21 protein-coding genes and 1 pseudogene are annotated in these 23988 nt (G+C 72.3%); 13 read left to right on the top strand and 9 right to left on the bottom strand.

Annotated elements, in window-relative coordinates:
* Positions 1 to 26 precede the first annotated feature (26 nt).
* Positions 27 to 1454: a hypothetical protein gene (locus tag ACZ3KJ_RS19725; RefSeq protein ID WP_467528520.1), complete on the bottom strand. Its 1428-nt coding sequence runs from the start codon at positions 1452 to 1454 to the stop codon at positions 27 to 29.
* Between the two features lie 395 nt (positions 1455 to 1849).
* Here ACZ3KJ_RS19725 and ACZ3KJ_RS19720 point away from each other — a divergent pair, with 395 nt between their 5' ends.
* Positions 1850 to 3247, top strand: a complete 1398-nt coding sequence (locus tag ACZ3KJ_RS19720; RefSeq protein WP_467528518.1) for a hypothetical protein — start codon at positions 1850 to 1852, stop codon at positions 3245 to 3247.
* An 84-nt stretch (positions 3248 to 3331) separates the two neighbouring features.
* Here the strand turns inward: ACZ3KJ_RS19720 and ACZ3KJ_RS19715 are convergent.
* Positions 3332 to 4319: pseudogene (locus ACZ3KJ_RS19715) on the bottom strand (molybdopterin dinucleotide binding domain-containing protein); the annotation flags it as partial.
* Between ACZ3KJ_RS19715 and ACZ3KJ_RS19710 the strand changes: the two are divergent.
* Positions 4249 to 4440 carry a hypothetical protein gene (locus tag ACZ3KJ_RS19710; protein ID WP_467528626.1) on the top strand — a complete coding sequence of 64 codons (192 nt, stop codon included), beginning with the start codon at positions 4249 to 4251 and terminating at the stop codon, positions 4438 to 4440. The pseudogene ACZ3KJ_RS19715 and the gene ACZ3KJ_RS19710 overlap by 71 nt on opposite strands.
* Before the next feature lie 146 nt (positions 4441 to 4586).
* On the opposite strand, the gene ACZ3KJ_RS19705 is transcribed toward ACZ3KJ_RS19710, so the two are convergent.
* Positions 4587 to 5519, bottom strand: a complete 933-nt coding sequence (locus tag ACZ3KJ_RS19705; RefSeq protein WP_467528516.1) for a LacI family DNA-binding transcriptional regulator — start codon at positions 5517 to 5519, stop codon at positions 4587 to 4589.
* Between the two features lie 481 nt (positions 5520 to 6000).
* On the opposite strand from ACZ3KJ_RS19705, the gene ACZ3KJ_RS19700 reads away from it, so the two are divergent.
* The 7 genes from ACZ3KJ_RS19700 to ACZ3KJ_RS19670 all read left to right on the top strand — a co-directional run bounded on the left by ACZ3KJ_RS19700 (position 6001) and on the right by ACZ3KJ_RS19670 (position 12359).
* Positions 6001 to 6984 carry an Lrp/AsnC family transcriptional regulator gene (locus tag ACZ3KJ_RS19700; RefSeq protein WP_467528514.1) on the top strand — a complete coding sequence of 328 codons (984 nt, stop codon included), beginning with the start codon at positions 6001 to 6003 and terminating at the stop codon, positions 6982 to 6984.
* 185 nt (positions 6985 to 7169) lie between these two features.
* Positions 7170 to 8516 carry an aminomethyl transferase family protein gene (locus ACZ3KJ_RS19695; RefSeq protein ID WP_467528513.1) on the top strand — a complete coding sequence of 449 codons (1347 nt, stop codon included), beginning with the start codon at positions 7170 to 7172 and terminating at the stop codon, positions 8514 to 8516.
* A gap of 111 nt (positions 8517 to 8627) precedes the next feature.
* Positions 8628 to 9500 (top strand): methylenetetrahydrofolate reductase, encoded by an 873-nt coding sequence (locus ACZ3KJ_RS19690; protein ID WP_467528511.1) that lies wholly within the window; start codon positions 8628 to 8630, stop codon positions 9498 to 9500.
* Positions 9497 to 10405 carry a formyltetrahydrofolate deformylase gene (gene purU / locus ACZ3KJ_RS19685; RefSeq protein WP_467528509.1) on the top strand — a complete coding sequence of 303 codons (909 nt, stop codon included), beginning with the start codon at positions 9497 to 9499 and terminating at the stop codon, positions 10403 to 10405. Before ACZ3KJ_RS19690 ends, purU begins: the two co-directional genes overlap by 4 nt.
* Before the next feature lie 453 nt (positions 10406 to 10858).
* Positions 10859 to 11773, top strand: coding sequence for a bifunctional 5,10-methylenetetrahydrofolate dehydrogenase/5,10-methenyltetrahydrofolate cyclohydrolase (locus ACZ3KJ_RS19680; protein ID WP_467528508.1), 915 nt, complete (start codon positions 10859 to 10861; stop codon positions 11771 to 11773).
* Positions 11774 to 11818: 45 nt separating this feature from the next.
* Positions 11819 to 11983 carry a 50S ribosomal protein L33 gene (rpmG, locus tag ACZ3KJ_RS19675; protein ID WP_467528506.1) on the top strand — a complete coding sequence of 55 codons (165 nt, stop codon included), beginning with the start codon at positions 11819 to 11821 and terminating at the stop codon, positions 11981 to 11983.
* 115 nt (positions 11984 to 12098) lie between these two features.
* Positions 12099 to 12359 (top strand): type B 50S ribosomal protein L31, encoded by a 261-nt coding sequence (locus ACZ3KJ_RS19670; protein WP_467528504.1) that lies wholly within the window; start codon positions 12099 to 12101, stop codon positions 12357 to 12359.
* Between the two features lie 175 nt (positions 12360 to 12534).
* On the opposite strand, the gene ACZ3KJ_RS19665 is transcribed toward ACZ3KJ_RS19670, so the two are convergent.
* Positions 12535 to 12978, bottom strand: coding sequence for a Fur family transcriptional regulator (locus ACZ3KJ_RS19665; protein ID WP_467528503.1), 444 nt, complete (start codon positions 12976 to 12978; stop codon positions 12535 to 12537).
* 176 nt (positions 12979 to 13154) lie between these two features.
* Between ACZ3KJ_RS19665 and ACZ3KJ_RS19660 the strand changes: the two genes are divergently transcribed.
* A complete protein-coding gene (locus ACZ3KJ_RS19660) occupies positions 13155 to 14606 on the top strand; it encodes a catalase (RefSeq protein WP_467528501.1) in 1452 nt (483 codons plus the stop codon).
* 175 nt (positions 14607 to 14781) lie between these two features.
* Here the strand turns inward: ACZ3KJ_RS19660 and ACZ3KJ_RS19655 are convergent, their stop codons facing one another.
* Both ACZ3KJ_RS19655 and ACZ3KJ_RS19650 read right to left on the bottom strand, forming a co-directional pair.
* Positions 14782 to 16560, bottom strand: coding sequence for a glycoside hydrolase family 3 protein (locus ACZ3KJ_RS19655; RefSeq protein ID WP_467528499.1), 1779 nt, complete (start codon positions 16558 to 16560; stop codon positions 14782 to 14784).
* 12 nt (positions 16561 to 16572) lie between these two features.
* On the bottom strand, positions 16573 to 17862 hold the full coding sequence (locus ACZ3KJ_RS19650; protein ID WP_467528497.1) for an MFS transporter: 1290 nt from the start codon (positions 17860 to 17862) through the stop codon (positions 16573 to 16575).
* A 148-nt stretch (positions 17863 to 18010) separates the two neighbouring features.
* Between ACZ3KJ_RS19650 and ACZ3KJ_RS19645 the strand changes: the two genes are divergently transcribed.
* The 3 genes from ACZ3KJ_RS19645 to ACZ3KJ_RS19635 all read left to right on the top strand — a co-directional run bounded on the left by ACZ3KJ_RS19645 (position 18011) and on the right by ACZ3KJ_RS19635 (position 20925).
* Complete coding sequence (locus ACZ3KJ_RS19645) at positions 18011 to 18670, top strand: TetR/AcrR family transcriptional regulator (protein ID WP_467528495.1); 660 nt, start codon at positions 18011 to 18013, stop codon at positions 18668 to 18670.
* Between the two features lie 117 nt (positions 18671 to 18787).
* Complete coding sequence (locus ACZ3KJ_RS19640) at positions 18788 to 19606, top strand: SAM-dependent methyltransferase (RefSeq protein ID WP_467528493.1); 819 nt, start codon at positions 18788 to 18790, stop codon at positions 19604 to 19606.
* Positions 19607 to 19686: 80 nt separating this feature from the next.
* Positions 19687 to 20925, top strand: a complete 1239-nt coding sequence (locus ACZ3KJ_RS19635) for an FAD-dependent monooxygenase (protein ID WP_467528492.1) — start codon at positions 19687 to 19689, stop codon at positions 20923 to 20925.
* A gap of 488 nt (positions 20926 to 21413) precedes the next feature.
* On the opposite strand, the gene ACZ3KJ_RS19630 is transcribed toward ACZ3KJ_RS19635, so the two are convergent.
* The 3 genes from ACZ3KJ_RS19630 to ACZ3KJ_RS19620 form a co-directional block, all read right to left on the bottom strand.
* Positions 21414 to 23012: a polyamine aminopropyltransferase gene (locus tag ACZ3KJ_RS19630; RefSeq protein ID WP_467528490.1), complete on the bottom strand. Its 1599-nt coding sequence runs from the start codon at positions 23010 to 23012 to the stop codon at positions 21414 to 21416.
* An 8-nt stretch (positions 23013 to 23020) separates the two neighbouring features.
* The gene (locus ACZ3KJ_RS19625) at positions 23021 to 23458 is read right to left on the bottom strand and encodes a DUF350 domain-containing protein (protein WP_467528489.1); all 438 of its coding nucleotides are present in this window, start codon (positions 23456 to 23458) and stop codon (positions 23021 to 23023) included.
* A gap of 71 nt (positions 23459 to 23529) precedes the next feature.
* Complete coding sequence (locus ACZ3KJ_RS19620) at positions 23530 to 23934, bottom strand: DUF4247 domain-containing protein (protein ID WP_467528488.1); 405 nt, start codon at positions 23932 to 23934, stop codon at positions 23530 to 23532.
* Positions 23935 to 23988: the final 54 nt, after the last annotated feature.

Raw genomic sequence — 23988 nt, 5'->3', positions numbered from 1 at the left:
CCCGTCCCCTGACGCCCGACAGCGGCCTACAGGGACTGGCGGAAGACCCAGTCCCGTATCCCGGGGATGCTGTAGGCGTACCGCCACGTTCCCATGTGTTCGGAACCGGCGTTGCCGTCGCTCCCGGCGACGGTGCCCTTCAGGAACGTGGTGTACTGCACCGGCGCCTTCTGGGCCTCGATCGCCCGGACGGCCGCGGCGAACTCGGCCTGGGTGGACCGGGCGTCCCAGCCGGCCGCGGTGGCCACCTCGGTGCCTTCCGCCTCGATGACCCGCATGATGGCGTTCTCGCCGGGGAACGCCTTGGTGTCCCCCTCGGAGACGTGGACCCACATCTTCTTCGTGGCCAGCGGAACGGCCTGCTCGGCCGGCCACTGGCCGGCGACGACGTACAGGGCCGCGAACACGTCGGTGTGGCGGATGCCGAAGCCCAGCGACATCATGGCGCCCATCGACTGACCGGTGGCGTAGCGGCGCTTCGGGTCGATGCCGTACGTCGAGGTCAGGTGTTCGACCAGATGGACGGTGGCGTCGAACAGGGCGGTGGGCCGGTAGTCGTCCTCGACGACCACCGAGGGGTACTGCGGCGCCAGCACGAAGCACTCCCGCTCCGCCTGGTCCTCCTCGCTCGCCCAGCACACGGCGCCCAGCCCCTGGACCAGCGGGCCGAGCACGGGCGCCCCGACGACGCTCGCATCATGCATGAACAGCACCAGCGGGTACCGCTTGCGCGGGTCGTAGTCGCGCGGGACGAAGAGGTTGTAGTCGAGGCTCTCGCCGGTCTCCGGGTCCTCGAAGGTGAACTGGCGGAAGTCGTCCACGATCGGGTTGACGACCCGGTCGGTGCTCAGGACGGTGCCGTCGGCCTCGTAGCGGTGCCCGTCGGTGGTGGAGACGGTTCCGGTCTGGGTCAGGGTGGCCGACGGGGTGCGGATGGTCGGGCCGCTCTGCGCGGTGGCGCTCGCAGAAGCGGAAGTCGAAGCAGAAGCCGAAGCAGAAGCCGAAGCAGAAGCCGAAGCAGAAGCCGAAGCGGAAGCGGAGTCCGTGGCTGAGGCAGAAGCCGAGGCGGAAGCGGTGGCGCTGGGTGAGGCGGAGGGCGCCCCGCCGCCCCCTCCGGTCGCCCACAGCGCCGCGTCGGCGTCGTCGGGGGACAGTTCGACGATGACGAAGCGGCCGTCCCGGCCGTGGTCGGCGCGCTCCGCGGCACGGTTGGCGTACACGCCGGTGACCGTCCGGCCGTCGACCGCGAACGTGGACGTCGTCAGGTGACGGTCGGCGATGTCGCGGTCGTACTCCACCGCCACCGCCACGAACTTCTGGCCGTCTCCGTAGACCTGTGTGATGGCGGTGACACCGCGGACACGTCCGTGCCGGGGGGCGGCCCCGCCGTTCTCCTCGGCGGCCGCCGAGGCCTGGAAGGCGGCTCCGCCGGCGACCGCGAGTCCCGTCGCCACGGATCCCGCTATGAATGCACGCCTGCTCCTCAAGACCTGACTCCTCGTATGTCGGTGTTTAGTGATCGGCGGCGGAAGCAGTGGAAAGGCTGTGAAAATCCGCGCCGCCGAGTTTCCTGTGTATTTTGTTTTTCCTTTACCTCTTGGCCCGGAAGAAGTCCGGTCCGCTTGAGGTCGCTCCCCTTTCCCGCCGTGGTCAGCAGGGTCTGCGGGGGATCGTCGCGCGTCAACACGCGGCGGATGAAACCTCAGCTTGCAGCCCGCGAATTGCTGCTGGGTGGAAACGCTGTGATGCTTCCTCGGTGTTACGGCGCCCTGTCGGCCGTAAAGGAATAAATGGCCGTGGAACCAGAATTCCGCGCGAGCCGATCCGCTTTTTCGATGGAGGGTTTGAAATGTCCGAGCGACACGGGAACGAGTCCGGCGAGTCCGCGGAATCCGGCTCCTCGGGGGAGGTGAGCCGACGGGTGTTCGTCGCGGCGACGGCCCTCGCCGCGGCGGCCGGCACGGTGGTGGGCGGGGCGTCCGCGGCCGGGGCCGCCCCCCGGTCGACGACCGGCCTGCGGGTGGGCGCGGGCAAGGCCGCCTTCACCCCGACCGCCTCGATCCTGCCGCTGGACAACTTCACCTCCGTCCACGACGACCTGTACGTCCGTGTGCTGCTGGTGGAGTCCGGCTCCCGCAGCTTCGCCCTGGCCGTGCTGGACCTGACGTCGATCAGCGCCGAGGCCGTCGCGCTGCTGCGCACGGCCGTCACCGCGGCCACCGGCATCCCGGCGGCGGACATCATGGTCACGGTGACCCACTGCTTCTCCGCCCCGCACGTCGCGGCCGCCAGTTCCTCGGCCGGCGCCGCCGCCTATGTGCGGAGCATCGCCGACGCGGCCGGGGCCGCGGTGGCCGACGCCGTCGAGAACCTCCAGGACGCGCAGGTCGGCTACGGCACCGGTGCCGCCGACGTCAACGTCAACCGCAACGTCGCCACCAAGGACGGCTACTGGCTGGGCGTGAACGAACAGGGCGTCTCCGACGACGGTGTCTACGTGGTCCGCTTCAACGACCTCGACGGCGACCCGATCGCCGTCCTGACCAACTACAACGTCCAGTCCTGTGTCATGCAGGACTCCACCATGGCCGACGGCAGCCTGCCGATCACCGCCGACCTCGCCGGCGCCGCCGTCGCCCACGTGGAGGACCAGTACCCGGGCGCCATCGGGTTCTGGCTGGTGGGCGCGTGCGGCGACCAGTTCCCGGCGTACCGTTCGAAGCGCTACACGATCGACAAGGACAAGGGGTGGACCTACGGCGTCGACCTGCGGGACGCCGGTTTCGCCCTGCTGACCGCCCAGGGCGAACGCCTCGGCAACGAGATCGTGCGGGTGGCGCAGGCCATCACCCGTTACGAGAGCGGCAAGAACGTCTCCGTGCGGCTGCTCACCGACACCGTCACCACCACCCAGATGACGACCGATCACCCCACCGGACCGGTCACGACCGCCACCTACACGCCCACCACCGACGTCGACGTCCCGATCTGGGTCTTCCAGGTCGGCAGGGGAGTCTTCGCCGGGGTGCAGCCGGAGCTGTCGACCAGCACCGCGAACGCCATCCGTGAGGCGTCGTCCTTCCCCAGCACGTTCGTCATGTCGATGTTCGACGGCGGAGCCAAGAACATGCCCGACCGCTGGAACTTCGACCATCACACCTACGAGGCCCGTGACGGCTTCTACGTCGAGGGCACCGCCGAGAAGGTCGCCGCCCGCATCGAACGCCTGATCAAGTCCCTGGGCTGACCCCGCTCGCCCCGACGCGGGGGCCGCGGCCGACGGGCGTGCCGCCTGGTCGGCAGCGGCGCCCGCGTCGAGGAGGCGGGCCGGTCAGCGGGCCGCTGCCGCCCCGCCGGACTCCGCGGCCGCCCGGTGGTCCGGGGCGGGTTCCAGCCGCACCACGACCGCCTTGGAGGTCGGGGTGTTGCTGATGTCGGCGACGCTGTCGAGGGGGACCAGGACGTTGGTCTCCGGGTAGTACGCGGCGGCGGAACCCTCCGGCGTCGGGTAGGCGATCACCCGGAAGCCGGGGGCCCGGCGTTCCCTGCCGTCCTCCCAGACGCCCACCAGGTCCACCAGGTCCCGGTCGGCCAGCCCCAGCCGGGCGATGTCGGCGGCGTTGACCAGGACCACGCGCCGGCCGCCGGTGATGCCGCGGTAGCGGTCGTCCATGGCGTAGGGGACGGTGTTCCACTGGTCGTGGGAGCGCAGCGTCTGCAGGATGAGGTGTCCCTCGGGCGCCCGCAGCGCGGTGAAGTCGTTGCGGGTGAAGACGGCCTTGCCGCTGGGCGTGCGGAACTCCCTGCGGTCGACCGGGGTTGGGCAGGCGGAAGCCGCCGGGGCGGCGGACGCGCGTGTTGTAGTCCTCGAAGCCGGGCACGACGCGGGCGATCCGGTCGCGGACGGTGTCGTAGTCGGCCTCGAACTCCTCCCACGGGATGCCGGGCTCGTCCCCGAGGGTCAGCCGGGCGAGGCGGCTGATGATGGACACCTCGCTCAGCAGGTGCGGTGAGGCCGGGGCGAGCCGCCCACGGGTGGCGTGCACCTCGCTCATCGAGTCCTCGACCGTCATGAACTGCTCCCCGCCCGCCTGGACGTCGCGGTCGCTGCGGCCCAGGGTCGGGAGGATGAGCGCCGTCCGGCCGCACACGGCGTGGGAGCGGTTGAGCTTGGTGGAGATGTGCGCGGTCAGCCGGCGGGGAGTGAAGGAGAACTCCTCGCCGAGGGCGTCGAGGAAGGACCGGGGCATGCGTGCGGTGCCCCTGGTGGAACCGGTGCGCACCGAGCAGATGGGCCTGCTGGTCCTGCGGCGTGAACCCGCCTCGGTCGCGGCACGGGCCCTCATGGCGGCCGCCGACGGCATCGACATGGCAGCCGCTCTCGAACGGATTCCCGGGACCGCGCCGGCGGAGGGCGTCGAGGGGCCGGCACCGCACTGAACGTCGGTGCGCGGGCGGACAGCGACTTCGGCGGCCACCGACCGCGCGCGGCGGCCACGGGTGCCGGCCGGGTACGGCGGCCCCGGGTGCCGGCGGGCACGGGACGGGCGGGCCATGCGCGAGCCCGCGTCCTCGGCGCGCGGCGGTCAGACCGACTGCCGGACGACCACGCGCGCGGGCGGCGGGCGCAGGCCGCCGGTGTCCAGGCCCAGGGCGAGGCGGGCGCTGAGCCGACCGTGGGCTTCCGCGTCGACGTTGACGGTGGTCAGCGAGGGGGTGACGTACGCACCGTAGCCGTTGTCGTCGAAGCCGATGACGGCCACCTCGTCCGGCACCCGGCGGTCCAGGTCGTGCAGGGCCATGAGCACGCGCAGGGCGACGTCGTCGTTGAAGCCGGCGATCGCCGTCACCTCGGGGGCGCCGGTGAGGAACGCCGCGACGGCTTCGGCGCAGGCGGCCCGGTCGAGGGGGGTGACGAACGAGCCCGGGGTGGCGACCCCGAGATTCCTCGCGGCCTGCCCGGTGAACTTCGAGCGGGCCGCGGCGAGCGGCGATGCGGTGTCGGGCAGGGCCACGGCGATGCGGGTGTGGCCGTGCTCCACCAGATGCCGCAGTTGCAGCGCGGAGTGGGCGGCGAGGCCGTCGCGCCAGCCGCCGCCGAGGTCGTCGAGTTCGCGGCCGGTGAGGTAGGTCTCGCCGAAGCGGATGACGGCGCGGGGGGCGATGGCGTCGAGGACCTGCCGGGTGGACTGCGGCGTGTGGTGTCCGTGCCGGACGAGCAGGACGTGCTCGTGGGCGGCCAGTTCCGCGTCGAGCCCCTGGACGTAACTGCGGGAGTACGCGCCCTCCAGGCCCGCGTCGATGTTCAGGACGACGACGCGGGAGGTGCCCTCGCGCAGCGCCCGGGCGACTCCGTGCGGTACGTAGCCGAGGTCACGGGCGGCCTGCTTGACCCGGTCCCGGGTGGCGGCGGAGATCGTCTGGCGGGGGTCGTCGTTGAGGACGAAGCTGACGGTGGCGCGGGAGACCCCGCTGGCCGCCGCCACGTCGTTCAGCGTGACTCTTCCGGAAGTGCCCATCACCCCTGCTTCGACGCGGTCCGTGCACCGTACGCCCCCTGGGACGGCGCACCGCCATTCTAGGGATCCGGCCGGAGGCGGAACTTGCGGCCCCGGAGAGCATCGCTCATGTCGGATTCGGGCCGTGCGGACCCTCCGGCTCGCCTCGTCCGCCGAGCGCACCGCATGGTTCCCAGGTCGTTCGAACGACGGCGGTCCGCCTACGGACGCGAAGGAGCCCGGAGTGAGCGCAGCAGCGGTGGAGGCCGCGACGAGCCACGCGGCTCCGTGCGCGCCGCGAGCCACGCGGCTCCGTGCGCGCCTGCGCCGCGGCAGGTGCGCACCGAGAATGTCAGGTGCGCATCCGAGAAGGACAAGGGAGTGCCCCGGAACGACAAGGGCGTACCCGAGAAGGACAAGCACGTACCGGCAACGGACGCGCACGTACCGGCGATGGACAAGCACGTACCCGAGAAGACGGGTGCGGATCCGAGAAGGGGCGATGAAGGCAGCACCCGTGTACCAGCCCGACGCACTCGATCTGCGCCTGCTCCAGGCACTGCAACTGGACGGCCGGGCGCCCTTCAGCCGGATCGCCGAGGTCCTCGGCGTCTCCGACCAGACCGTCGCCCGCCGCTACCGGCGGCTGCGGAGCGAGGTACGGCTCAGGGTGCTGGGCATGGCCGACCACAGCAGGCTGGGGCGCACCGACTGGATCGTGCGTCTGCGCTGCACCCCCGACGCCGCCACGCCCCTGGCCGACGCCCTCGCACGCCGGCCCGACACCTCCTACATCGGGTTGATGTCCGGCGGTACCGAGGTGATGTGCGCGATGAAGCCGCGCAGCCGCCAGGACCGGGACGAGCTGCTCCTGGAGCGGCTCCCGCGCACCCGGAGGGTCACGTCGGTCGACGCCTACTGCGTCCTGCACCACTTCTACGGCGGCCCGCTCGGCTGGCTGAACAAGATCGACGCGCTGGAACCCGCGCAGGAGGCCGCGCTGCGCCCGGACCCGCCCGAGACGGTGGCGCAGCCGGTCGTCCTGGACGCCCTCGACGAGGCCCTGCTGGAGCTGTTGCGTCACGACGGGCGGACCACGGCCCTCGATCTCGCGACGGCGACCGGCCGGACGGAGTCGGTGATCAAGCGGCGCCTGCACCGGCTGCGCGGGACGGGCGTGCTCTATTTCGACGTCGAGCACGACCACGAGCCGTTCGGCCACGGCACCGAGGCGGTGCTGTGGCTGAGGGTCGAACCGAGGCGGCTGCGTTCCGTCGGGCAGGCACTCGCCGCCCACCGCCAGGTGCGTTTCGCCGCGATGGTCAGCGGCCGGGTCAACGTGGTGGTCTCGGTGCTGTGCCGTACGACGGAGGAGCTGTTCGCCTACCTGGCCGACCAGGTCGGCTCCCTGGCGGGCGTCCGGGCCGTCGAAGCCGTTCCCACCCTCCGCGAGGTCAAGGCCCTCACCTACGATCCCCGCCGCTGACCCGGACCGACACCGGCTTCGGCCGCGAGGAAGACGTGACGCGCATATCGCCAGGGGAAGACACTCTCTGCTAGCTTGCGCTAGATCGTTCTAGTGGACGCTTCGCCGCGATCTTCTCCATGCTGAGCCGCGAACGGCCCGACCCGCTCACTAAATCGATTTAGCCCCTCGGACGAAGGAGTCGCATGACCACCCCCAGCCTTCAGGACGGCATCGACAAGGCCGGCTCGCCCATCGACCTGCTGTGGCAGCCGGGCGCGGAACCGTGGACGCCCGAGGTCGTCGACCGGGAGTACGCCGGCTGGCGGAAGGAACAGGCGTCGTGGCACGAGGGCGTCGCGCTGCTCAACCTGTCGCACCACATGTTCGACCTGTGGATCGAGGGCCCGGACGCCACCCGGCTCCTGGCCGACCACGGCGCCAACAACTTCGAGAAGTTCGCGGTCGGGCAGGCCAAGCAGTACGTGCCGGTGACCCGCCACGGCCACATCGTCACCGACGGCATCCTCTCCCGGGAGGCCGAGCACGCCTATCTGCTCAGTGGCGTTCCGGCGTCCCAGCACTGGGTGCGGTACCACGCGGAGAAGGGCGGGTACGACGTCTCCTTCGCCACCGACCCGTCCTCCGCCTTCCGCCCCGGCGGCGGGGACCCCAAGCTCTTCCGCTACCAGATCCAGGGCCCGCTGGCGCTCGCGCTGATCGAGGAGGTCTTCGGCGGTCCGGTACCGGAGACCAAGTTCTTCCACTCCACGCCGGTCACGCTCGACGGCCGCGCCTTCAAGGCGCTGCGCCACGGCATGGCCGGTCAGGCCGGTTACGAGTTCATCGGCCCCTGGGAGCACGCCTCCTTCGTGCACGAGGCGTTCCTGACGGCCGGGGAACCGTTCGGCCTGGTCCAGGTCGGCGCCCTGGCGTACGCGACGCCGAGCGTGGAGAGCGGCTGGATCCCCTCGCCGGTCCCCGGCATCTACACCGACCCCGAGCTGACGGAGTACCGCAGGTGGCTCCCGCTGTTCGGCATCGAGGGCAAGCGCCCGCTGCACGGCAGCTTCTTCTCGCCGGACATCGAGGACTACTACGTCTCCCCGTTCGAGCTGGGCTACGGGAAGATGATCCACTTCGGTCACGACTTCCACGGCCGGGACGCCCTGCTCGAGGCCAGGAAGGACGACGGCCTCCGCAGGAAGGTGACCCTGGTCCTCGACTCCGACGACGTGCGCCGTGTGCTCGGCGGGGGAGCGGACCCCGGCTACGTGCTCAGCTACGCCCGCCACCGCGTGGAGACGTCCGCGGGGCCGGTCGGCGTCACCATGCAGACCGCGTCGATCGACCCGGTCGGCAGCGTCCTGTCCCAGACCCTGATCGACCCCGCGTACGCCGCCCCCGGCACCGAGGTCACCGTGGTCTGGGGCGAGCACCCCGGCACCGGTACCGACCCCGAGGCCGACCTCGGGTTCCCGCGCGTCCGCGCCACCGTGCAGCCCAGCCCGTTCGACCGGCACGCCCGCACCGAGTACCGCCGCGACGCCTGACGCGCACCGGCACCACGCGGTACGGCCGGTCCCGCGCCGCAAGCGGCCGGCCGGAACCCCGGCCCGCCCACCGGGCCGGCCGCACCGCGCCCCGCCTCGACAAGGAGCACGATGAACCCCCTCAGCACGTCCTCCGCGGCGGTCAGCACCTCGCTGCTGGAGGACTTCTCCCTGGAGATGACCGGCAAGGACGTGCCCAGGCTGGAGGAGGCCGCCGGCCTCATCCCGCAGGGCACCCGCATCAACGTCACGTTCCTCGGCAACGAGGACCTGCGGATGCGGCTCGAGGCCGCGCGAGCGGTGAAACGCCTCGGTTTCGTGCCGGTACCGCACATCTCCGCCCGCCGCCTCGGCTCCCGCGCCGACTTCGAACAGTTCCTCACCGGGCTCCGGGCCGACGGGACCGGCGACGACGTCTTCGCCGTCGGCGGCGACCCCGCCCGTCCCGAAGGGCCCTACGAGGACTCCCTCGCCCTGATCGAGTCGGGCCTGCTGCGGGAGTACGGGGTCCGGCACGTCGGTATCAGCGGCTATCCGGAAGGCCACCCGGCCATCGGCACGGACGCGCTGTGGTCCGCGCTGCGGGACAAGAGCGCGGCACTGGCCGCCCAGCGGCTGGACGGGAGCGTCATCACGCAGTTCGGCTTCGACGTCGACCCCGTCCTCGCCTGGATCGAGAGGGTCCGAGGCGAAGGCATCACGCTCCCGGTGCGCATCGGTGTCCCGGGACCGGCGGGCGTGCGGCGCCTGATGTCCTACGCCACCCGGTTCGGCGTCGGCACCAGCGCCTCCATCGCCAAGAAGTACGGCCTGTCGATCACCAACCTCATGGGCACCGCCGGACCGGACCGGTTCCTGCGCGCCCTGGCCGAAGGGTACGACCGGGTCCGGCACGGCGAAGTGAAGATCCACTTCTATACGTTCGGCGGTCTGAAGGCCACCTCCGCATGGATCGCGCAGTTCAGGAAGGAAGCTCTCGCATGACGGTCACCCAGGCCACACCGGCCGGCACGGCCAAGAAGCAGCAGGGGACGGACCACCAGGCCGCACTGATCGTCCAGGGCGCCGACGCCACCGGCATCGTCGCGGCCGTGACCGCCGTCCTCAGCCGGCACGGCGCCAACATCGTCTCCCTCGACCAGTACTCGGACAATCCGCAGGGGGGCGCCTTCTTCCAGCGCACCGTCTTCGGCCTGGACGGCCTCCAGGCCGCCCTGCCGGCCCTCCGGGCCGACCTGGAGGAGGAGTTGGTGAGGAAGTACGGCCTCGCCTGCACACTGCGCGACCTGTCGGTGCCGAAGCGGATGGCGATCTTCGCCTCCAGGTCCGACCACTGCCTGCTCGACCTGCTCTGGCGCCACCGGCGGGGCCAGCTCCCGGTCGCCGTCCCGATGGTGATCTCCAACCACCCGGACGTCGCCGAGGAGGTGCGCGGCTTCGGCATCCCGTTCTTCCACGTCCCGTCCATGGGCCCGGACAAGTCGGCCGCCGAGGCCGAGCACCTGCGGCTGCTGAAGGACAACGTCGACTTCGTCGTCCTGGCCCGCTACATGCAGATCCTGTCCGCGGACTTCATCGAGAAGGTCGGCGTACCGATCATCAACATCCACCACTCCTTCCTCCCCGCCTTCATCGGCGCCGGCCCGTACGCCAAGGCCAAGGAGCGCGGCGTGAAGCTGGTCGGGGCCACCGCGCACTACGTCACCGAGGACCTCGACGAGGGCCCGATCATCGAACAGGACGTCGTCCGCGTCACCCACGCCGACACCGCCGCCGACCTCTCCCGGCGCGGCGCCGACGTCGAGCGCGCCGTCCTCTCCCGCGCGGTGCTGTGGCACGCGGAGGACCGGGTCATCCGCAACGGCAACCACACCATCGTCTTCGCCTGAAGCGCCGTTCCTCCACGGAACCGGCAGGAACCCGACCGGAAAACCGTCCGGAGAACCGTCCGGGCAACCGTCCGGAAGACCGTCCGGGCAACCGTCCGGAAGACCGTCCGGAAGACCGTCCGGAAGACCGTCCGGAAGACCGTCCGGAGAACCGTCCGGAAGACCGTCCCGAAAACCGCCCGGAAAGCCGCCCGGAAAGCCGCCGGGAATCTCCCCGGAGCGGGGGACAGGCGGTCCTGTCGCGCGCCGGACCACGGGCCGTCGGGGCGGCGCGGGCGCGGCGGACCGGCGCGGACCTCACGCCCGGTTCGCTCCGGTGCTCACCGCCGCTCCGGTGCTCACCGCCGCCCGGTCCGCGGCGCCGCCGTACGACCGCGGTCGCACACGGCCGCGGTCCCCGCGCGGTCCTCTCCGCCGGGCGATTCGTTCACCAGCAGAAAGCGGTGCGCCACCATGACAACCACGATCGACGGTGCCCGGATCGCCCGGAGGATCCGGGCCCGGGTCGCCGAAGGGGTCGCCCGGGCCGCGGGCACCGGACACGTGCCCGGCCTGGCGACCGTGCTGGTCGGCGACGACCCGGCGAGCGCCGTCTACGTCGCCGCGAAACGCCGCGCCATCCGTGAGGCGGGCATGCGCGACGTCCACCGCCACCTCTCCCGGAGGGCCGGCCACGAGGAGGTCGCCGCGGTCATCGACGAACTGGCGGCCGACCCGGTCGTCTCCGGCATCCTCCTCCAACTGCCCCTGCCCGACGGGCTCGACGCGGCCGCGCTGATCGACCGGATCCCCGCGGCCAAGGACGTCGACGGACTGACCACGGCCAGCGCCGGACGGCTGGCCCGCGGCGCGCGCGGACTGCGCCCCTGCACTCCCAGCGGCGTCGTCGAACTGCTCGACGCCGAGGGCATCGAACTGCGCGGCGCGCGCGTCGCCGTGGTCGGCTGGGGCGAACTCGTCGGCCGCCCCCTGACGCACCTGCTGCTGCGGCGCGGCGCGACGGTGTCGGTCGCCCACGAGTTCACCACCGACCTCCCCGCCGTCACCCGGCCCGCCGACATCGTCGTGGTCGCCACCGGGGTACGGGGTCTCATCGGCCCCGAGCACATCACGCCCGGCGCGACCGTCATCGACGTCGGCATCCACCGCACCCCCGACGGCCTGGCCGGCGACGTCCGCGCCGCCGAACTCGACGGCATCGCCGGCCGCATCACGCCCGTACCCGGCGGCGTGGGCCCGATGACCATCGCCATGCTGCTGGTCAACACGCTCCGGGCCGCCGAGTGGGCCGCCCATGACGCGCCCGCTACGGGAGGCCGGGGCGCCGGGAATGCGGCACCGGGCAGCCTTGTTGCAGAGCATGTATGACATGTTCGAGTCAAGCGACTCGGGTGGTGGCGGAAGGAGCACCTCATGGCACGCAGCACCACGCGGCCCGTCGTCCGGTTGAAGTCGACGGCCGGCACGGGAGTCACCTACGTGACCCGCAAGAACCGTCTGAACGATCCCGACCGGCTGGTCCTGCGCAAGTACGACCCGGTGGCCGGCGAACACGTCCTCTTCCGCGAAGAGCGCTGACCTCCCCCTGCGGAGAGCGTTGGCCTCCCCCGCGGAGAGCGCCGGCCCGCTACACGAAAACGCCGCCCCCGCCTCCGTCGCGCCACGGCGGAGGACCCAGGAGGAAGGACACCCCATGAGGCAAGGCATTCACCCCGAGTACCGCCCGGTCGTCTTCCGCGACCGCGCGGCAGGCTTCCAGCTGCTCACCCGCTCCACCGTCCGCACGCAGCGCACGGTCGAGTGGGAGGACGGCGCCACGTACCCGGTCGTCGACGTCGAGATCTCGTCGGCGAGCCACCCGTTCCACACCGGCACCTCGCGTGTCGTGGACACCGCGGGACGGGTGGAGCGCTTCGAGCGGCGCTACGGCGCCACCGCTCCGGTCCGCCGCTGACGGCGGACACTGTCCGGTCCTCCGGCCCGGCACCGCGAGTGCGGTGCCGGGCCGGCCGTGATTCCGCCGGGCGACGACCCGGAGAACGGCGGCCAGCGGAACGTCGGCATCTGCCGCATCGAGATCAAGCCCGGCCGGCCGCCTCCGGGTGACCCGAGCAGTGGCCGTTCCGCTTTCAGCGCGGTGTCGTGCCGCTCTGTCGGGGTGACGGCGCGCAGGCCGGGCACAGTCCGCGGTACGTCACCTCGACGTCGGAGAGCGTGAACCCGAAGCGCTCCGCATCGGGCAGGGCGGCCATCGGGTCGCCGCTCGGTCGGACGTCGCGGATCACGCCGCACCCGGCGCAGACCAGGTGGTGGTGCGGGTGACGGGTGTTCGGGTCGTACCGCGTGGCGCGCCCGCCGGTGGCGACCTCGGTCACCTCACCGAGGGAGACCAGCTCCCCGAGCGTGTTGTAGACCGTCGCCCGGGAGATCTCCGGCAGCCTGGCGGCGGCCCGCGCGTGGACCTCGTCGGCCGTCAGGTGGACGTGCTCGCCGTCCAGGACCTCGGCCACCACGCGCCGCTGCGCGGTCATCCGCCATCCGCCTTCGCGCAGCCGTTCCACAAGGTCGCTCATGGACTTGATCCTAACAACAAGGGCGACCAGTTCCTGAATGAGTACGGCTCTGGAGTAACGCTTGACTTAGACATAGTCCAATGTAGGATCGAAACCGGTTCTGGCCGGGGACCTCGCAGGGGTGAGGGAGCCTCCGGCCACGGGACGGAACGACGAGAACGACGCAGGAGGCGCACGTGACCCAGGGACCTCTCACGACGGAGGCCGGTGCTCCGGTCGCCGACAACCAGAACAGCGAGACCGCGGGCGCCGGCGGCCCGGTCCTCGTCCAGGACCAGCTCCTGCTGGAGAAGCTGGCCCACTTCAACCGCGAGCGCATCCCGGAGCGTGTCGTCCACGCCCGCGGCGCCGGCGCCTACGGCACCTTCACGGTGACCGACGACGTGACGCCGTACACCCGTGCCGCGTTCCTCTCCGAGGTCGGCAAGGAGACCGAGGTCTTCCTGCGCTTCTCGACCGTGGCCGGCAACCTGGGCGCGGCGGACGCCGTCCGCGACCCGCGGGGCTTCGCGGTGAAGTTCTACACCGAGGAGGGCAACTACGACCTCGTCGGCAACAACACCCCGGTGTTCTTCATCCGGGACGCCATCAAGTTCCCCGACTTCATCCACACCCAGAAGCGCGACCCGTACACGGGCTCGCAGGAAGCGGACAACGTCTGGGACTTCTGGGGGCTGTCGCCCGAGTCCACCCACCAGGTGACCTGGCTCTTCGGCGACCGCGGCATCCCCGCCTCGTACCGCCACATGGACGGCTTCGGCTCGCACACCTTCCAGTGGAACAACGAGGCCGGCGAGGTCTTCTGGGTCAAGTACCACTTCAAGACCGACCAGGGCATCAAGAACCTCACGGCGGACGAGGCCGGCCGGCTCGCCGGTGCGGACCCCGACTCCCACCAGCGCGACCTGCGCGAGTCCATCGAGCGGGGCGAGTTCCCCTCCTGGACCGTGGGCGTGCAGATCATGCCGGCGGCCGACGCGGCGCACTACCGGTTCAACCCGTTCGACCTGACCAAGGTGTGGCCGCACGCCGACTACCCGGTCGTCCGGATCGGCCGGCTGGAGCTCAACCGCAACCCGCGGAACATCTTCGCCGAGGTCGAGCAGTCGATCTTCAGCCCCGCGCACTTCGTGCCGGGCATCGGCCCGTCCCCGGACAAGATGCTCCAGGGCCGCCTCTTCGCGTACGGCGACGCCCACCGCTACCGCGTCGGCATCAACGCCGACCACCTGCCGGTGAACCGTCCGCACGCCACCGAGGCGCGCACCCACTCCCGTGACGGCTTCCTGTACGACGGCCGCCACGGCGGCGCGAAGAACTACGAGCCGAACAGCTTCGGCGGCCCGTTCCAGACGGACCGTCCGCTGTGGGGCGCCACCCCGGTCACCGGGGCGACGGGCCACCACGTGACCCCGGTCCACGCCGAGGACGACGACTTCGTGCAGGCGGGCAACCTCTACCGCCTGATGACCGAGGACGAGAAGGAGCGCCTGATCGGCAACCTGGCGGGTTTCATCGCCAAGGTCTCCCGCGACGACATCGCCGAGCGGGCGATCGACAACTTCCGCCGGGCCGACGGAGACTACGGCAAGCGGCTGGAGGCCGCGGTCCGGGCCCTGCGCGGCTGACGCGCCGGCACGGGACCGCTCGACGCGGCCGGCGGGCCCGGTTCCCCTCGGGGGGCCGGGCCCGCCGGCGTGTCAGGGCGGGGCCGTACCGGAACCGGCGCGGTGTCGGGTCCGGACGGGGAGGGCACCGGGCCGCCGGGACCCTCCCCGTGCGGCCCGTCCGCGGCGGCACCGGTCACAGGGACAGGCCGGCCCCGTGCGGGAAGACGGGGTCCGCGGTGTCGTCGGGGACGTCGGGCCGGGAGGCGGCGACCGCCTCCATGGAGCGGGGGAGCTCGAAGGGCAGCCGGCCCTCGGGCCTGGCCCGGCCGAAGACCACGTCGAGGAGCGCGTCGTCGCTCGCGCCGTAGTCGGCGATCAGGGCGGCGGCCCGCTCCGCGATCTCCGGGATCACGGCGGCGCGCTCCAGGTTGATGCAGACGACGGTCGGGACGGTGTCGAGCAGGTCGAGGATCCGCTTCAGCTCCTCCTCGGGGAAGGCGAGGGAACCGGAGTGGAAGAACGACTCGAACCTGTTGGCGCGCGGCTCGTAGGGGGTGCGCAGCCGCAGGACGGCGAGGTCCGCGTCGGCGGGGTCGGCGACCACCTGCCCGTACGCGCCCGCCGTCTCCTCCTGGACGTTCCTCACGTACAGCTTCGGCCGTCCGGTCACCGGCAGGGTCGCGCGGCCGTTGGTCAGCAGGGTGAGCGAGCGGCGCTGGGCCCGCGCGCCGGCGTCCTTGAAGTCGGCGCGGCCGACGGTCTCGGCGGCCCGGTCCACGTCGACGTAGGGGTCGTCGAACAGGCCGAGGACGAACTTCTCGCGCAGGACGCGCCGCACGGACGCGTCGAGGCGGTACCCGGGCAGGCGGCCCGACTCGACGAGCTCCACGACGAGTTCGGGGCGGGACTCGCCGCCGAACTGGTCGCAGCCCGCCTCCAGGACCCGGGCCGCCTTCTCGGCCTCCGAGAGCGACTCCAGGCCCCAGGCCCGCGCCGGGTGCGGCTCGCCGAAGATCTCCGCGTCGGTGATCAGGCCCCAGTCGGTGCAGACGATGCCGTCGAAGCCGAGCCGGTCCCTGAGCAGCCCCTGGACGACGTCCTTGTTGAAGCCGAAGCCGACCTCCTCCCAGTCGGTGCCGATGGGCTGGCCGTAGTACGGCATCATCTGCGCGCAGCCGGCGTCGATCGCCGCCTTGAACGGCTCCAGGTGCAGGTCGCGCATGCCGCCCGGGTAGACCTGCTCCTTGCCGTGCGGGAAGTGCGGGTCCTCGCCGTCCTTCTGGGGGCCGCCGCCGGGGAAGTGCTTGACCATGGCCGAGACGGAGTGCCGGCCCAGCTTCTCGCCCTGGAGGCCGCGGACGTAGGCGCGCACGAGCCGGGAGGTGAGGGCGGCGTCCGAGCCGAACGTGCCGTTCTGCCGTGACCAGCGGGGCTCGGTCGCCAGGTCGATCTGGGGGTGCAGGGCGACGCGGAAACCGACGGCGAGGTACTCGCGGCGCACGGTGTCCGCGAAGTCGTGCACGAGCTGCGGGTCGCGCAGGGCGGCCAGGCCCAGCGGCTCGGGCCAGGCCGAGAAGGCGCCGGCGTTGAAGGAGGCGCCGACGTTGTCGGTGAAGGCGTGGCGGGGGTCGGTGGAGAGGGTGACCGGGATGCCGAGGCGGGTGTCGGCGGCCATCGCCTGGAGCGTGTTCTGCCAGCGGGCGATGGCGGCCGGTTCATGGCTGCCCAGCAGGTTGAAGTGGGTCAGGTACTGGCCGTGCAGCATGTGGGTGGTGTCCATGGCCACCATGCCCGGGTCGCCCTTCTCGACCGTGGAGCCGTCGGGCTTCATGGCCAGCATGGCGTGGAAGAGCTGGCCCGCCTTCTCGGCGACCGTCATCCGGGCGAGGAGGTCCTCGACCCGCTGCTCCACCGGGAGTTCGGCGTTCTGGTACGGGTGGCCCTCGTTGCGGACCTGGGACGCGGATGTCATGACGGGGCTGCCTTACTTGACGCTGCGGATGAACTGGACGGCGAGGGCGCCGAGCACGGACGCGATGGTGCCGAAGAGGAAGAGCGCACCGTAGTTCTGGCCGCCGCCGCCGATCGCCAGGAAGGCGGGGGCGACGATGGGGACGAGGGACTGCGGGAGCGCGTTGCCGATGTTGAGCACGCCCATGTCCTTCGCGGACTCCTCCGGGTTCGGCAGGACGGCCGCCGCGAGGGCGACGTCGACCGAGAGGTACAGGCCCTCGCCGAAGCCGAAGACGACCATGGCCGCGAGGAAGAACGGGAAGGAGTAGGCCGTCGCGATCAGGAGCAGGCCGACGGCCAGCAGCAGCGAGGAGCCGAGCACGTACGGCTTGCGGCGGCCCGACCGGTCGGAGAGGACACCGCCGAGGAGCGAGCCGGCGACGACCGCCGCGACCATGACGACCGTGCTGACGAGGATCTTGCCGGAGACCTCGGACGCGCCGTAGCCGAGCCGGTCCATCAGGAAGTACACCTGGTAGCTGGTCACGCAGGAGATGCCGACGAAGACCAGGAAGCGGCCGGCGAAGTTCCAGGCGAAGTCGGGGTGGCGCCGGGGGTCGACCCAGAACGACCGGAGGAACTCGCGCACGCCGTACGGCGCGAAGGCGCCCGCGGCGGCCGGGCGGTCCTTCATGACCACGGCCAGGTAGACCACGCCGGCCAGACCGAGCACGGCCGGCACGACGAAGGCCAGGGCGAGGCTGTCGCTGAACACGTTCGCCAGGACGGTGCCCGCCACCATCGCCACCGACGTCATCATGCCGACGATGCCGGAGACCTTGCCGCGCTGCTGCTCGGGCACCAGGTCGGGGACGCAGGCGACGACCGCCGACAGGGCCGCGTTGCCGCCGAGCTGGGCGAGCGCCCAGCCGAGCATGAGCACCGGCACGCTGCCGCCGAGCGCGACCACGAGCAGGCCCAGGAAGCCGGCCGCCATGCCGCCGACCAGCCAGGGCCGGCGACGGCCGAAGCGGCCGCGGGTGCGGTCGGACAGGGAGCCGAAGACCGGGTTGCCGATCATCGCCAGGATCGCGCCGAGGGAGAGGACCTGCCCGAGGGCGGTTCCCCGGCCGGCCTCCGGGACGATCTGCGCGACGCGCAGCGCGAGCGTGACCATCACCGGTGTCAGCAGCGAGACCATCACGCCGAACTGGGCGAAGGCGAGGCCGAAAACCAGCGTTCCGGGGGCTGGGGGCGGTGGGGTGGGCGAGGCCTGAGCGGGGGACTCGGCGCTCTGCGCGGCGTCGGGGACGACGGCCATGGCGGCTCTCCAATGGCAGGGGGGACGGCTTCCTCGCCGTCCCGGCGCCCTCACCGTAAGCAAAAAACCGAGTGGGTAGTAGGTTTTTGTTCGTGGCTTGAATCACATCCCCCTGAGCGTTGTGTGGGCACGGATTAGGGTGACCGGCATGGACCGCAAGCAGGACACCAAGCCCCGTCGAACCGTCGCCCGCGGTGGCTACGCCGTGGGTGACGAGCGCCGCGCCCGGATCCTGGACGTCGCCGTCGGGCACTTCGCCCAGTGGGGGTTCCACGCCTCCTCGCTCGCCCGCATCGCCAAGGACGTCGGCATCACCCAGGGCGGTCTCCTGCACCACTTCCGCAGCAAGGAGGACCTGCTCGTCTCGGTCCTGCGGCACAGCGACGAGCAGGACGTCGTGCGGTTCTTCTCGCCCGGACCGCGCACCGCCGTCGAGGCCTTCGAGGCGCTGATCGACCTCGCCCGCTACAACGCGGCGCGGCCCGGACGCACCAAGATGTTCAACGTCCTCGCCGCCGAGGCCGGGGAGACGGGCCACCCCGCCCACGACTACTTCGTCCGCCGCTACCGCCTGGTCGTCGAGCAGGTCGCCGAGACCCTGCGTGCCGCGGTCGCCCGGGGCGAACTCGCGGCGGACACCGACTGCGAGGGCACGGCCTCGGAGATCGCCGCCGTGATGGACGGGCTCCAGCTCCAGTGGGCGCTCGCGCTGGGCACGTACGACATGGCGGGCCGGCTGCGCGCCTACCTCGACCGCTTGCTGCGCGACCTCACCGTCGACGGCTCCGGACTGCCCGCCCGCGCCTGAACCGCCGTCCGCCGGTACGCGCCGGCCCACGAGACGTGCCAGGATACCGTTCTGACAGTCAGTCACCGCGGTGTCCCACCGGTGGCCGGGTGCGAGTCCAGGACGGAGCAAGGCATCATGACCTCCCCCAGCAGCGGCGGCGGCCGCCCGCAGTCGATCGAGATCGACACGAGCAAGCCCCACCCCGCCCGGATGTACGACTACTTCCTCGGCGGCAAGGACAACTACGAGGTGGACCGGGAGGCCGCCGAGGAGTTCATGAAGTCCGCGCCCGAGGTACGCGTCGGCGTCCGCGCGAACCGGCAGTTCATGCACCGCGCCGTCCGGCACGTCGTCGCGGAGGGCGGCATCCGGCAGATCCTCGACGTGGGCACCGGCCTGCCCACCGAGCCCAACGTCCACCAGATAGCGCACGCCATCGCGCCCGACACCCGCATCGCCTACGTCGACAACGACCCGATCGTGAGCGCCCACTCGATGGCCCTCATGGCGGGGACCGACACCTCCGTCGTCCTGGCCGACGTGCGCGACCCCCGCGGCATCCTGGACCACCCCGACGTGCGCAAGATCATCGACTTCGACCGGCCGGTGGCCCTGATGCTGGTGGCCCTCCTGCACTTCGTGCCCGACGCGGACGACCCGGACGGCATCGTCGCCACCCTGCGCGACGCCCTGCCCACCGGCTCCTACCTCGTCCTGTCGCACGCGACGGGCGACGTCCACGCGGACCGGCGGGAGGACGCCGCGGCCGTCTACAACAGCGCCAGCGCGACCATGAACCTCCGGACGCACTCCCGGATCCTGGACTTCTTCGGCGACTTCACCCTGGTCGAGCCCGGCCTCGTCCCGGTCCCGGACTGGCGTCCCGACGACCCCGACCCGCGCAATGCCCCGCCGATCGGTATCTACGGCGGAGTGGCCCGCAAGAACGGCTGACCCGCGCCCGGCCGCGTCCCCGGCGGCGCGACGGCACCCGGGGACGGCCCCCTTCCCTCGGCGTCGGGGAAGGGGCTACGGTGCGCCGCGTGCGAGGATCCACGGCACGCCGTGCGATCCGGCGAGGTGGGGGGCGCGGCATGAGGGCGATCGTCGTGGGGGCGGGCATCGGGGGACTGGCCGCCGCGGTGAGCCTGCGCCGCGCCGGGTGCGAGGTCACCGTCGTCGAACGGGCGCCGCGGTTCACCGAGGCCGGCGCCGGGATCCAGCTCGCGCCCAACGCGACGCGCGTGCTGCGCCGGCTGGGCCTGCTCGACGCGGTCGCGGCACGGGCCGACCGGCCCTCCCACCTGAGCTTCCGCACCTGGTCCGACGGGGCGGAGATCTGCCGCGCCACACTGGGGCGCGCGGCCGAGGAGGCGTTCGGTGCGCCCTATCTCCAGGTCCACCGGGCCGATCTGCACCGGGCGCTGGCCGCCGCGGTGCCGTCCCGGTCGGTGCGCCTGGACAGCGCCGTCGTCCGCGTCGGACAGGACGACGAGTACGCCCACGTGACGACGGCGGGCGGTGAGCGCCTCGGCGCGGACCTGGTCGTGGCCGCGGACGGACTGCGCTCGACGGCCCGCCGGTGGCTCTTCGGCGCGGACGAGGCGGTCTACTCGGGAACCGCCGCGTACCGGGCGCTGCTCCCGGCCGCCGAGGTGGCCGGCCTCGACCTGCCGGAATACGCCCTCTGGCTCGGACCGGGCCGGCACGTCGTGCACTACTGGGTGCGCCGCGGCGCACTCCTCAACGTCGTGGCCGTGTTCCGGGCGGAGGCGGCGCGGGAGTCGTGGACCGACCGGGCGGAACCGGGGGAGCAGCTCCGCGAGTTCGACGGATGGGACGCCCGGGTGGTGCGGGTCCTCGAACGCGCGGGGCGGATGCTCCGCCACGGTCTCCACACCCGCGCCCCGCTGGCGCGGTGGAACTCCGGGCGGGTGACCCTGCTCGGGGACAGCGCCCACGCGATGGTGCCCTTCCAGGCCCAGGGCGCGGCGCAGGCGCTGCTGGACGCGGCCGTGCTCGGCGACGCCCTCGCGGGGGCGACGGCGGCCGACGTGCCCGCCGCGCTCGACCGGTACGTGCGCCGGCGGCTCGCGACCGCCACGCGCGTGCAGGCCGGGTCCGCGCGGGCGGGCGAGGACTACCACCTGCCGGACGGGCCCGAGGCCCGCGCCCGCGACGCCCGCATGGCGGCGTACGCGGCGGAGAACGAGTTCGGCCCCCACGCGGCGGCCTGGGCGGCGGACGCCCCGGAGGAACCACCGGCCCGGTGAGGGGGCCCGTCGGGAGGGGGGCCGGAGTTGCGGTCCGGGGTCGGTCCGGGGTCGGCGGTCCGGGGGCGGGCCCGAACCGGCGGGTCGGGGTCGGCGGTTCGGGGTGGCGGTTCGGGGTGGCGGTTCGGGGTTGGTCCGGGGTCGCTTCGGGGTGGCGGATCGGGCTCGGTCCTGGGGCAGCGGGTCGGGGTCGGTCCGGGACCGGCGATTCGAGGTCGGTCCGGGATCGGCGGTTCGAGGCCGGTCCGGGATCGGCGGTTCGGGAGCGGCGGCCGGACCCGGCGGTCCCGGCCCAGTGGTTCGGGCCCGGTGGTCCCGGCCCGTTTGGTCCGGGCATGGCGGTCCCGGCCCAGTGGTTCGGGCATGGCGGTCCCGGCCCGGTGGTCCCGGCCCGGCGGTCCGGGCCCCGTGGTCCGGGCCCCGTGGTCCCGGCCCGTTTGGTCCGGGCCCGGTGGTCCGGGCACGGGGGCCGGGCCCAGGGGCCGGGTTCAGTAGTTCCGCCACTCGTTCTGCACGTACTCCAGCACCGCCGGATCCATCAGCGTGCTCGGCCGTACGTCGACCCGGCGGCGGTCGACGGGGAACACCGTGGCCGCCTCCAGCACCGCGTCGTCGAGGTAGCGCAGCGGCGGTGCGTCGGACGCCAGCCGCAGGGGCGGGGGCGTGCCGTCGCCGGGGATGGCCAGGACGAAGCCCCAGTTGCCGAAGCTCGGCACGTCGATCTGGAACTCCGTCGTCGCGTACCCCGCCGTCCCGATCGTCGCCGCGATCGACCAGAACGTCTTCGGGGCGAAGAACGGCGACCCGCTCTGCACCATCACCTTGCTCCGCGGGGTCAGCACCTGGCCGAGCAGGCTGTAGAACTCCACCGAGTACAGCTTGGCCAGCGCCGCCGTGTCCGGGTCAGGGAAGTCGACGATCACGGCGTCGTACCGTTGCCGGGCGTCGCGCAGCCAGTTGAACGCGTCGGCGTTGACCACCTCGACCCTCGGGTCGTCCAGCGCCCCGTCGTTCAGCTCGCGCAGCGGTGCGAAGCCGCGTGCCAGCCGGGTCATCGCCGGGTCCAGTTCGACGAGCGTCACGTGCCGCACGTCGTCGTACCGCAGCACCTCGCGCAGCGCGAGCCCGTCGCCGCCGCCCATGATCAGCACGTTGTCCCGGCCGCCCGACAGCGCGGGGTGCACCAGCGACTCGTGGTAGCGGTACTCGTCGACGGAGCTGAACTGGAGGTCGCCGTTGAGGAAGAGCCGCATGTCGGGCTCGCCGGTGAAGGCGGTGGAGCGGGTGACGACGATCTCCTGGTACGCGGTGGTCTCGGCGTGGACGATCGGGTCCCGGTACATCTGCTGCCGTGCGGTCACCTCCAGGTCGTCGGCGAGCGCGTACGCCGTGCCGAGCACGGCCAGCACCGCCGCGACGCCGCAGAGCAGGCCGACGCGGACGATCCGCCGGGTCTGCCGGCGGAAGATGAACACCACCACGACGACGCCGGCCACCGCGTTGACCGCGCCGACCACCAGCGCGCCCTTCAACTGGCCGAACGTCGGCAGCAGCACCAGCGGGAAGCACAGGCCGCCGACGAGCGCCCCGATGTAGTCGACGGCGAACATGTCGGCGACGGCGCTGCCCGCCTCCTGCCGCCGGATGCGCTGGAGCAGCGTCATGAGCAGCGGGATCTCGGCCCCGATCAGCAGCCCGACCGCGAGGGCGACGACGACCATCGCCGGGGTGTAGAGCCGCAGCCAGGCGAACGCCGCGTACAGCACCAGGACGGAGAGGCCGCCCACCAGCGCCAGCGCCCCCTCCACCAGCGCGAACGCCCCCACCGGGCGGCGGCGCAGGGGTTTCGCGGCGAGCGAGCCCACGCCCATCGCGAAGACCATCACCGAGATGACGACGGAGGTCTGGAGGACGGAGTTGCCGATGAGGTAGCTGCCCAGCGCGGTGAGCGCCAGTTCGTACACCAGGCCGCAGGCGGCGCAGAGGAAGACGCTGAACAGGAGGAGGAAGCGGGCCCCCCGGGAGTGCCGGGCGGCCGGGGGGCGGGCGGGCGCCGCGGTGTCGCGGTCGTGCAGGGCGGTGGTCACGGGTGCGCTTACGAGAGTGCGGCGCCGACCATGAAGGCGGTCCCCAGGTACATGCCGCCCTGGACCCAGGCGGCCGGGTGCGGACGGCCGTCGTTGTCGTCGAGGACGACCGCGCCCATCCGGCCGGGGGTGAACAGCCCGATCACGATGCCGACCAGCGTCATCACCAGCACTCCGGCCAGTCCGTAGAGCAGCGTGCTGACCAGGCCGTAGCCCAGGCCCAGCTCGGACTCGCTGGCCCCGATGGCCTCCATGACGACGTAGCCCACGGCGACGGACTGGCTGCCCAGCAGCACGGCCGCGCCGCGGTTGCGGTCCCTCCAGACCACGTGGAAGAGCTTCCCGGGCGTGACGAGGTCGAGGGCGAGGAAGCCGACGGCCATCACGACGAGGCCCACGACTCCGTAGAGCAGGGCCTGGCCGGTCGACTCGAAGATCTCGGTCACTGCGTTGCCTTTCTCCAGGTCTTCACGTCTTCACGTCTTCAGGCCCGCGGTGCGCCGTCGGGGGCGGGGTGTCACTTGCCCTCACCGGGGCCGCCGCCGCGGAAGCTCGAACTGTCCGGGTCGGGCCAGGCGGTGAGGTACTGGCTGTGCCGGTGGTAGCCGTTGCGGTAGTCCTCGATCTCGATCCGGCTGCCGTTCGGCTGCGGCGAGAGGGTGACCATGTCGTCGCCGTAGCGCAGGAACACCATGCTGTCGCCGTACGCCCGGTCGAGCGCCTGGCGATGGCCGTGGATCGCGTCGGCGACCTGGGGCGGGGTGCTGTCGGCGTCGAGCCAGCCCGTTCCGCTCGCGGTGTACGTCTTTTCGATCCACTCGCGCGGGACCCCGTCGTCCGCGCCGTCGGAGGAGCAGGCGGTGAGCAGTACCGCGGCCAGCAGGGCCGCCACCGCTGCGCGGACGGGTCGGGAGCTCTTCATCGGGCCTCCAGCCGGGTGTACGTCGTACGTTCTGGCCGTTGTGCGGACGCGGGT

The organism is Streptomyces sp. NPDC003248 (assembly GCF_055563235.1).
The sequence above is the reverse complement of the archived record's forward strand: the minus strand, read 5'-3'. Positions and strand labels throughout refer to the sequence as shown.

Coding starts and splice junctions, on each gene's coding strand:
- ACZ3KJ_RS19665 (WP_467528503.1), bottom strand. CDS start 12,978: ATGAGCGACCTTGTGGAACGGCTGCGCGAAGGCGGATGGCGGATGACC.
- ACZ3KJ_RS19705 (WP_467528516.1), bottom strand. CDS start 5,519: ATGGGCACTTCCGGAAGAGTCACGCTGAACGACGTGGCGGCGGCCAGC.
- rpmG (WP_467528506.1), top strand. CDS start 11,819: ATGGCACGCAGCACCACGCGGCCCGTCGTCCGGTTGAAGTCGACGGCC.
- ACZ3KJ_RS19695 (WP_467528513.1), top strand. CDS start 7,170: ATGACCACCCCCAGCCTTCAGGACGGCATCGACAAGGCCGGCTCGCCC.
- ACZ3KJ_RS19690 (WP_467528511.1), top strand. CDS start 8,628: ATGAACCCCCTCAGCACGTCCTCCGCGGCGGTCAGCACCTCGCTGCTG.
- ACZ3KJ_RS19710 (WP_467528626.1), top strand. CDS start 4,249: ATGCGTGCGGTGCCCCTGGTGGAACCGGTGCGCACCGAGCAGATGGGC.
- ACZ3KJ_RS19655 (WP_467528499.1), bottom strand. CDS start 16,560: ATGACATCCGCGTCCCAGGTCCGCAACGAGGGCCACCCGTACCAGAAC.
- ACZ3KJ_RS19650 (WP_467528497.1), bottom strand. CDS start 17,862: ATGGCCGTCGTCCCCGACGCCGCGCAGAGCGCCGAGTCCCCCGCTCAG.
- ACZ3KJ_RS19620 (WP_467528488.1), bottom strand. CDS start 23,934: ATGAAGAGCTCCCGACCCGTCCGCGCAGCGGTGGCGGCCCTGCTGGCC.
- ACZ3KJ_RS19720 (WP_467528518.1), top strand. CDS start 1,850: ATGTCCGAGCGACACGGGAACGAGTCCGGCGAGTCCGCGGAATCCGGC.
- ACZ3KJ_RS19645 (WP_467528495.1), top strand. CDS start 18,011: ATGGACCGCAAGCAGGACACCAAGCCCCGTCGAACCGTCGCCCGCGGT.
- ACZ3KJ_RS19640 (WP_467528493.1), top strand. CDS start 18,788: ATGACCTCCCCCAGCAGCGGCGGCGGCCGCCCGCAGTCGATCGAGATC.
- ACZ3KJ_RS19670 (WP_467528504.1), top strand. CDS start 12,099: ATGAGGCAAGGCATTCACCCCGAGTACCGCCCGGTCGTCTTCCGCGAC.
- purU (WP_467528509.1), top strand. CDS start 9,497: ATGACGGTCACCCAGGCCACACCGGCCGGCACGGCCAAGAAGCAGCAG.
- ACZ3KJ_RS19680 (WP_467528508.1), top strand. CDS start 10,859: ATGACAACCACGATCGACGGTGCCCGGATCGCCCGGAGGATCCGGGCC.
- ACZ3KJ_RS19700 (WP_467528514.1), top strand. CDS start 6,001: ATGAAGGCAGCACCCGTGTACCAGCCCGACGCACTCGATCTGCGCCTG.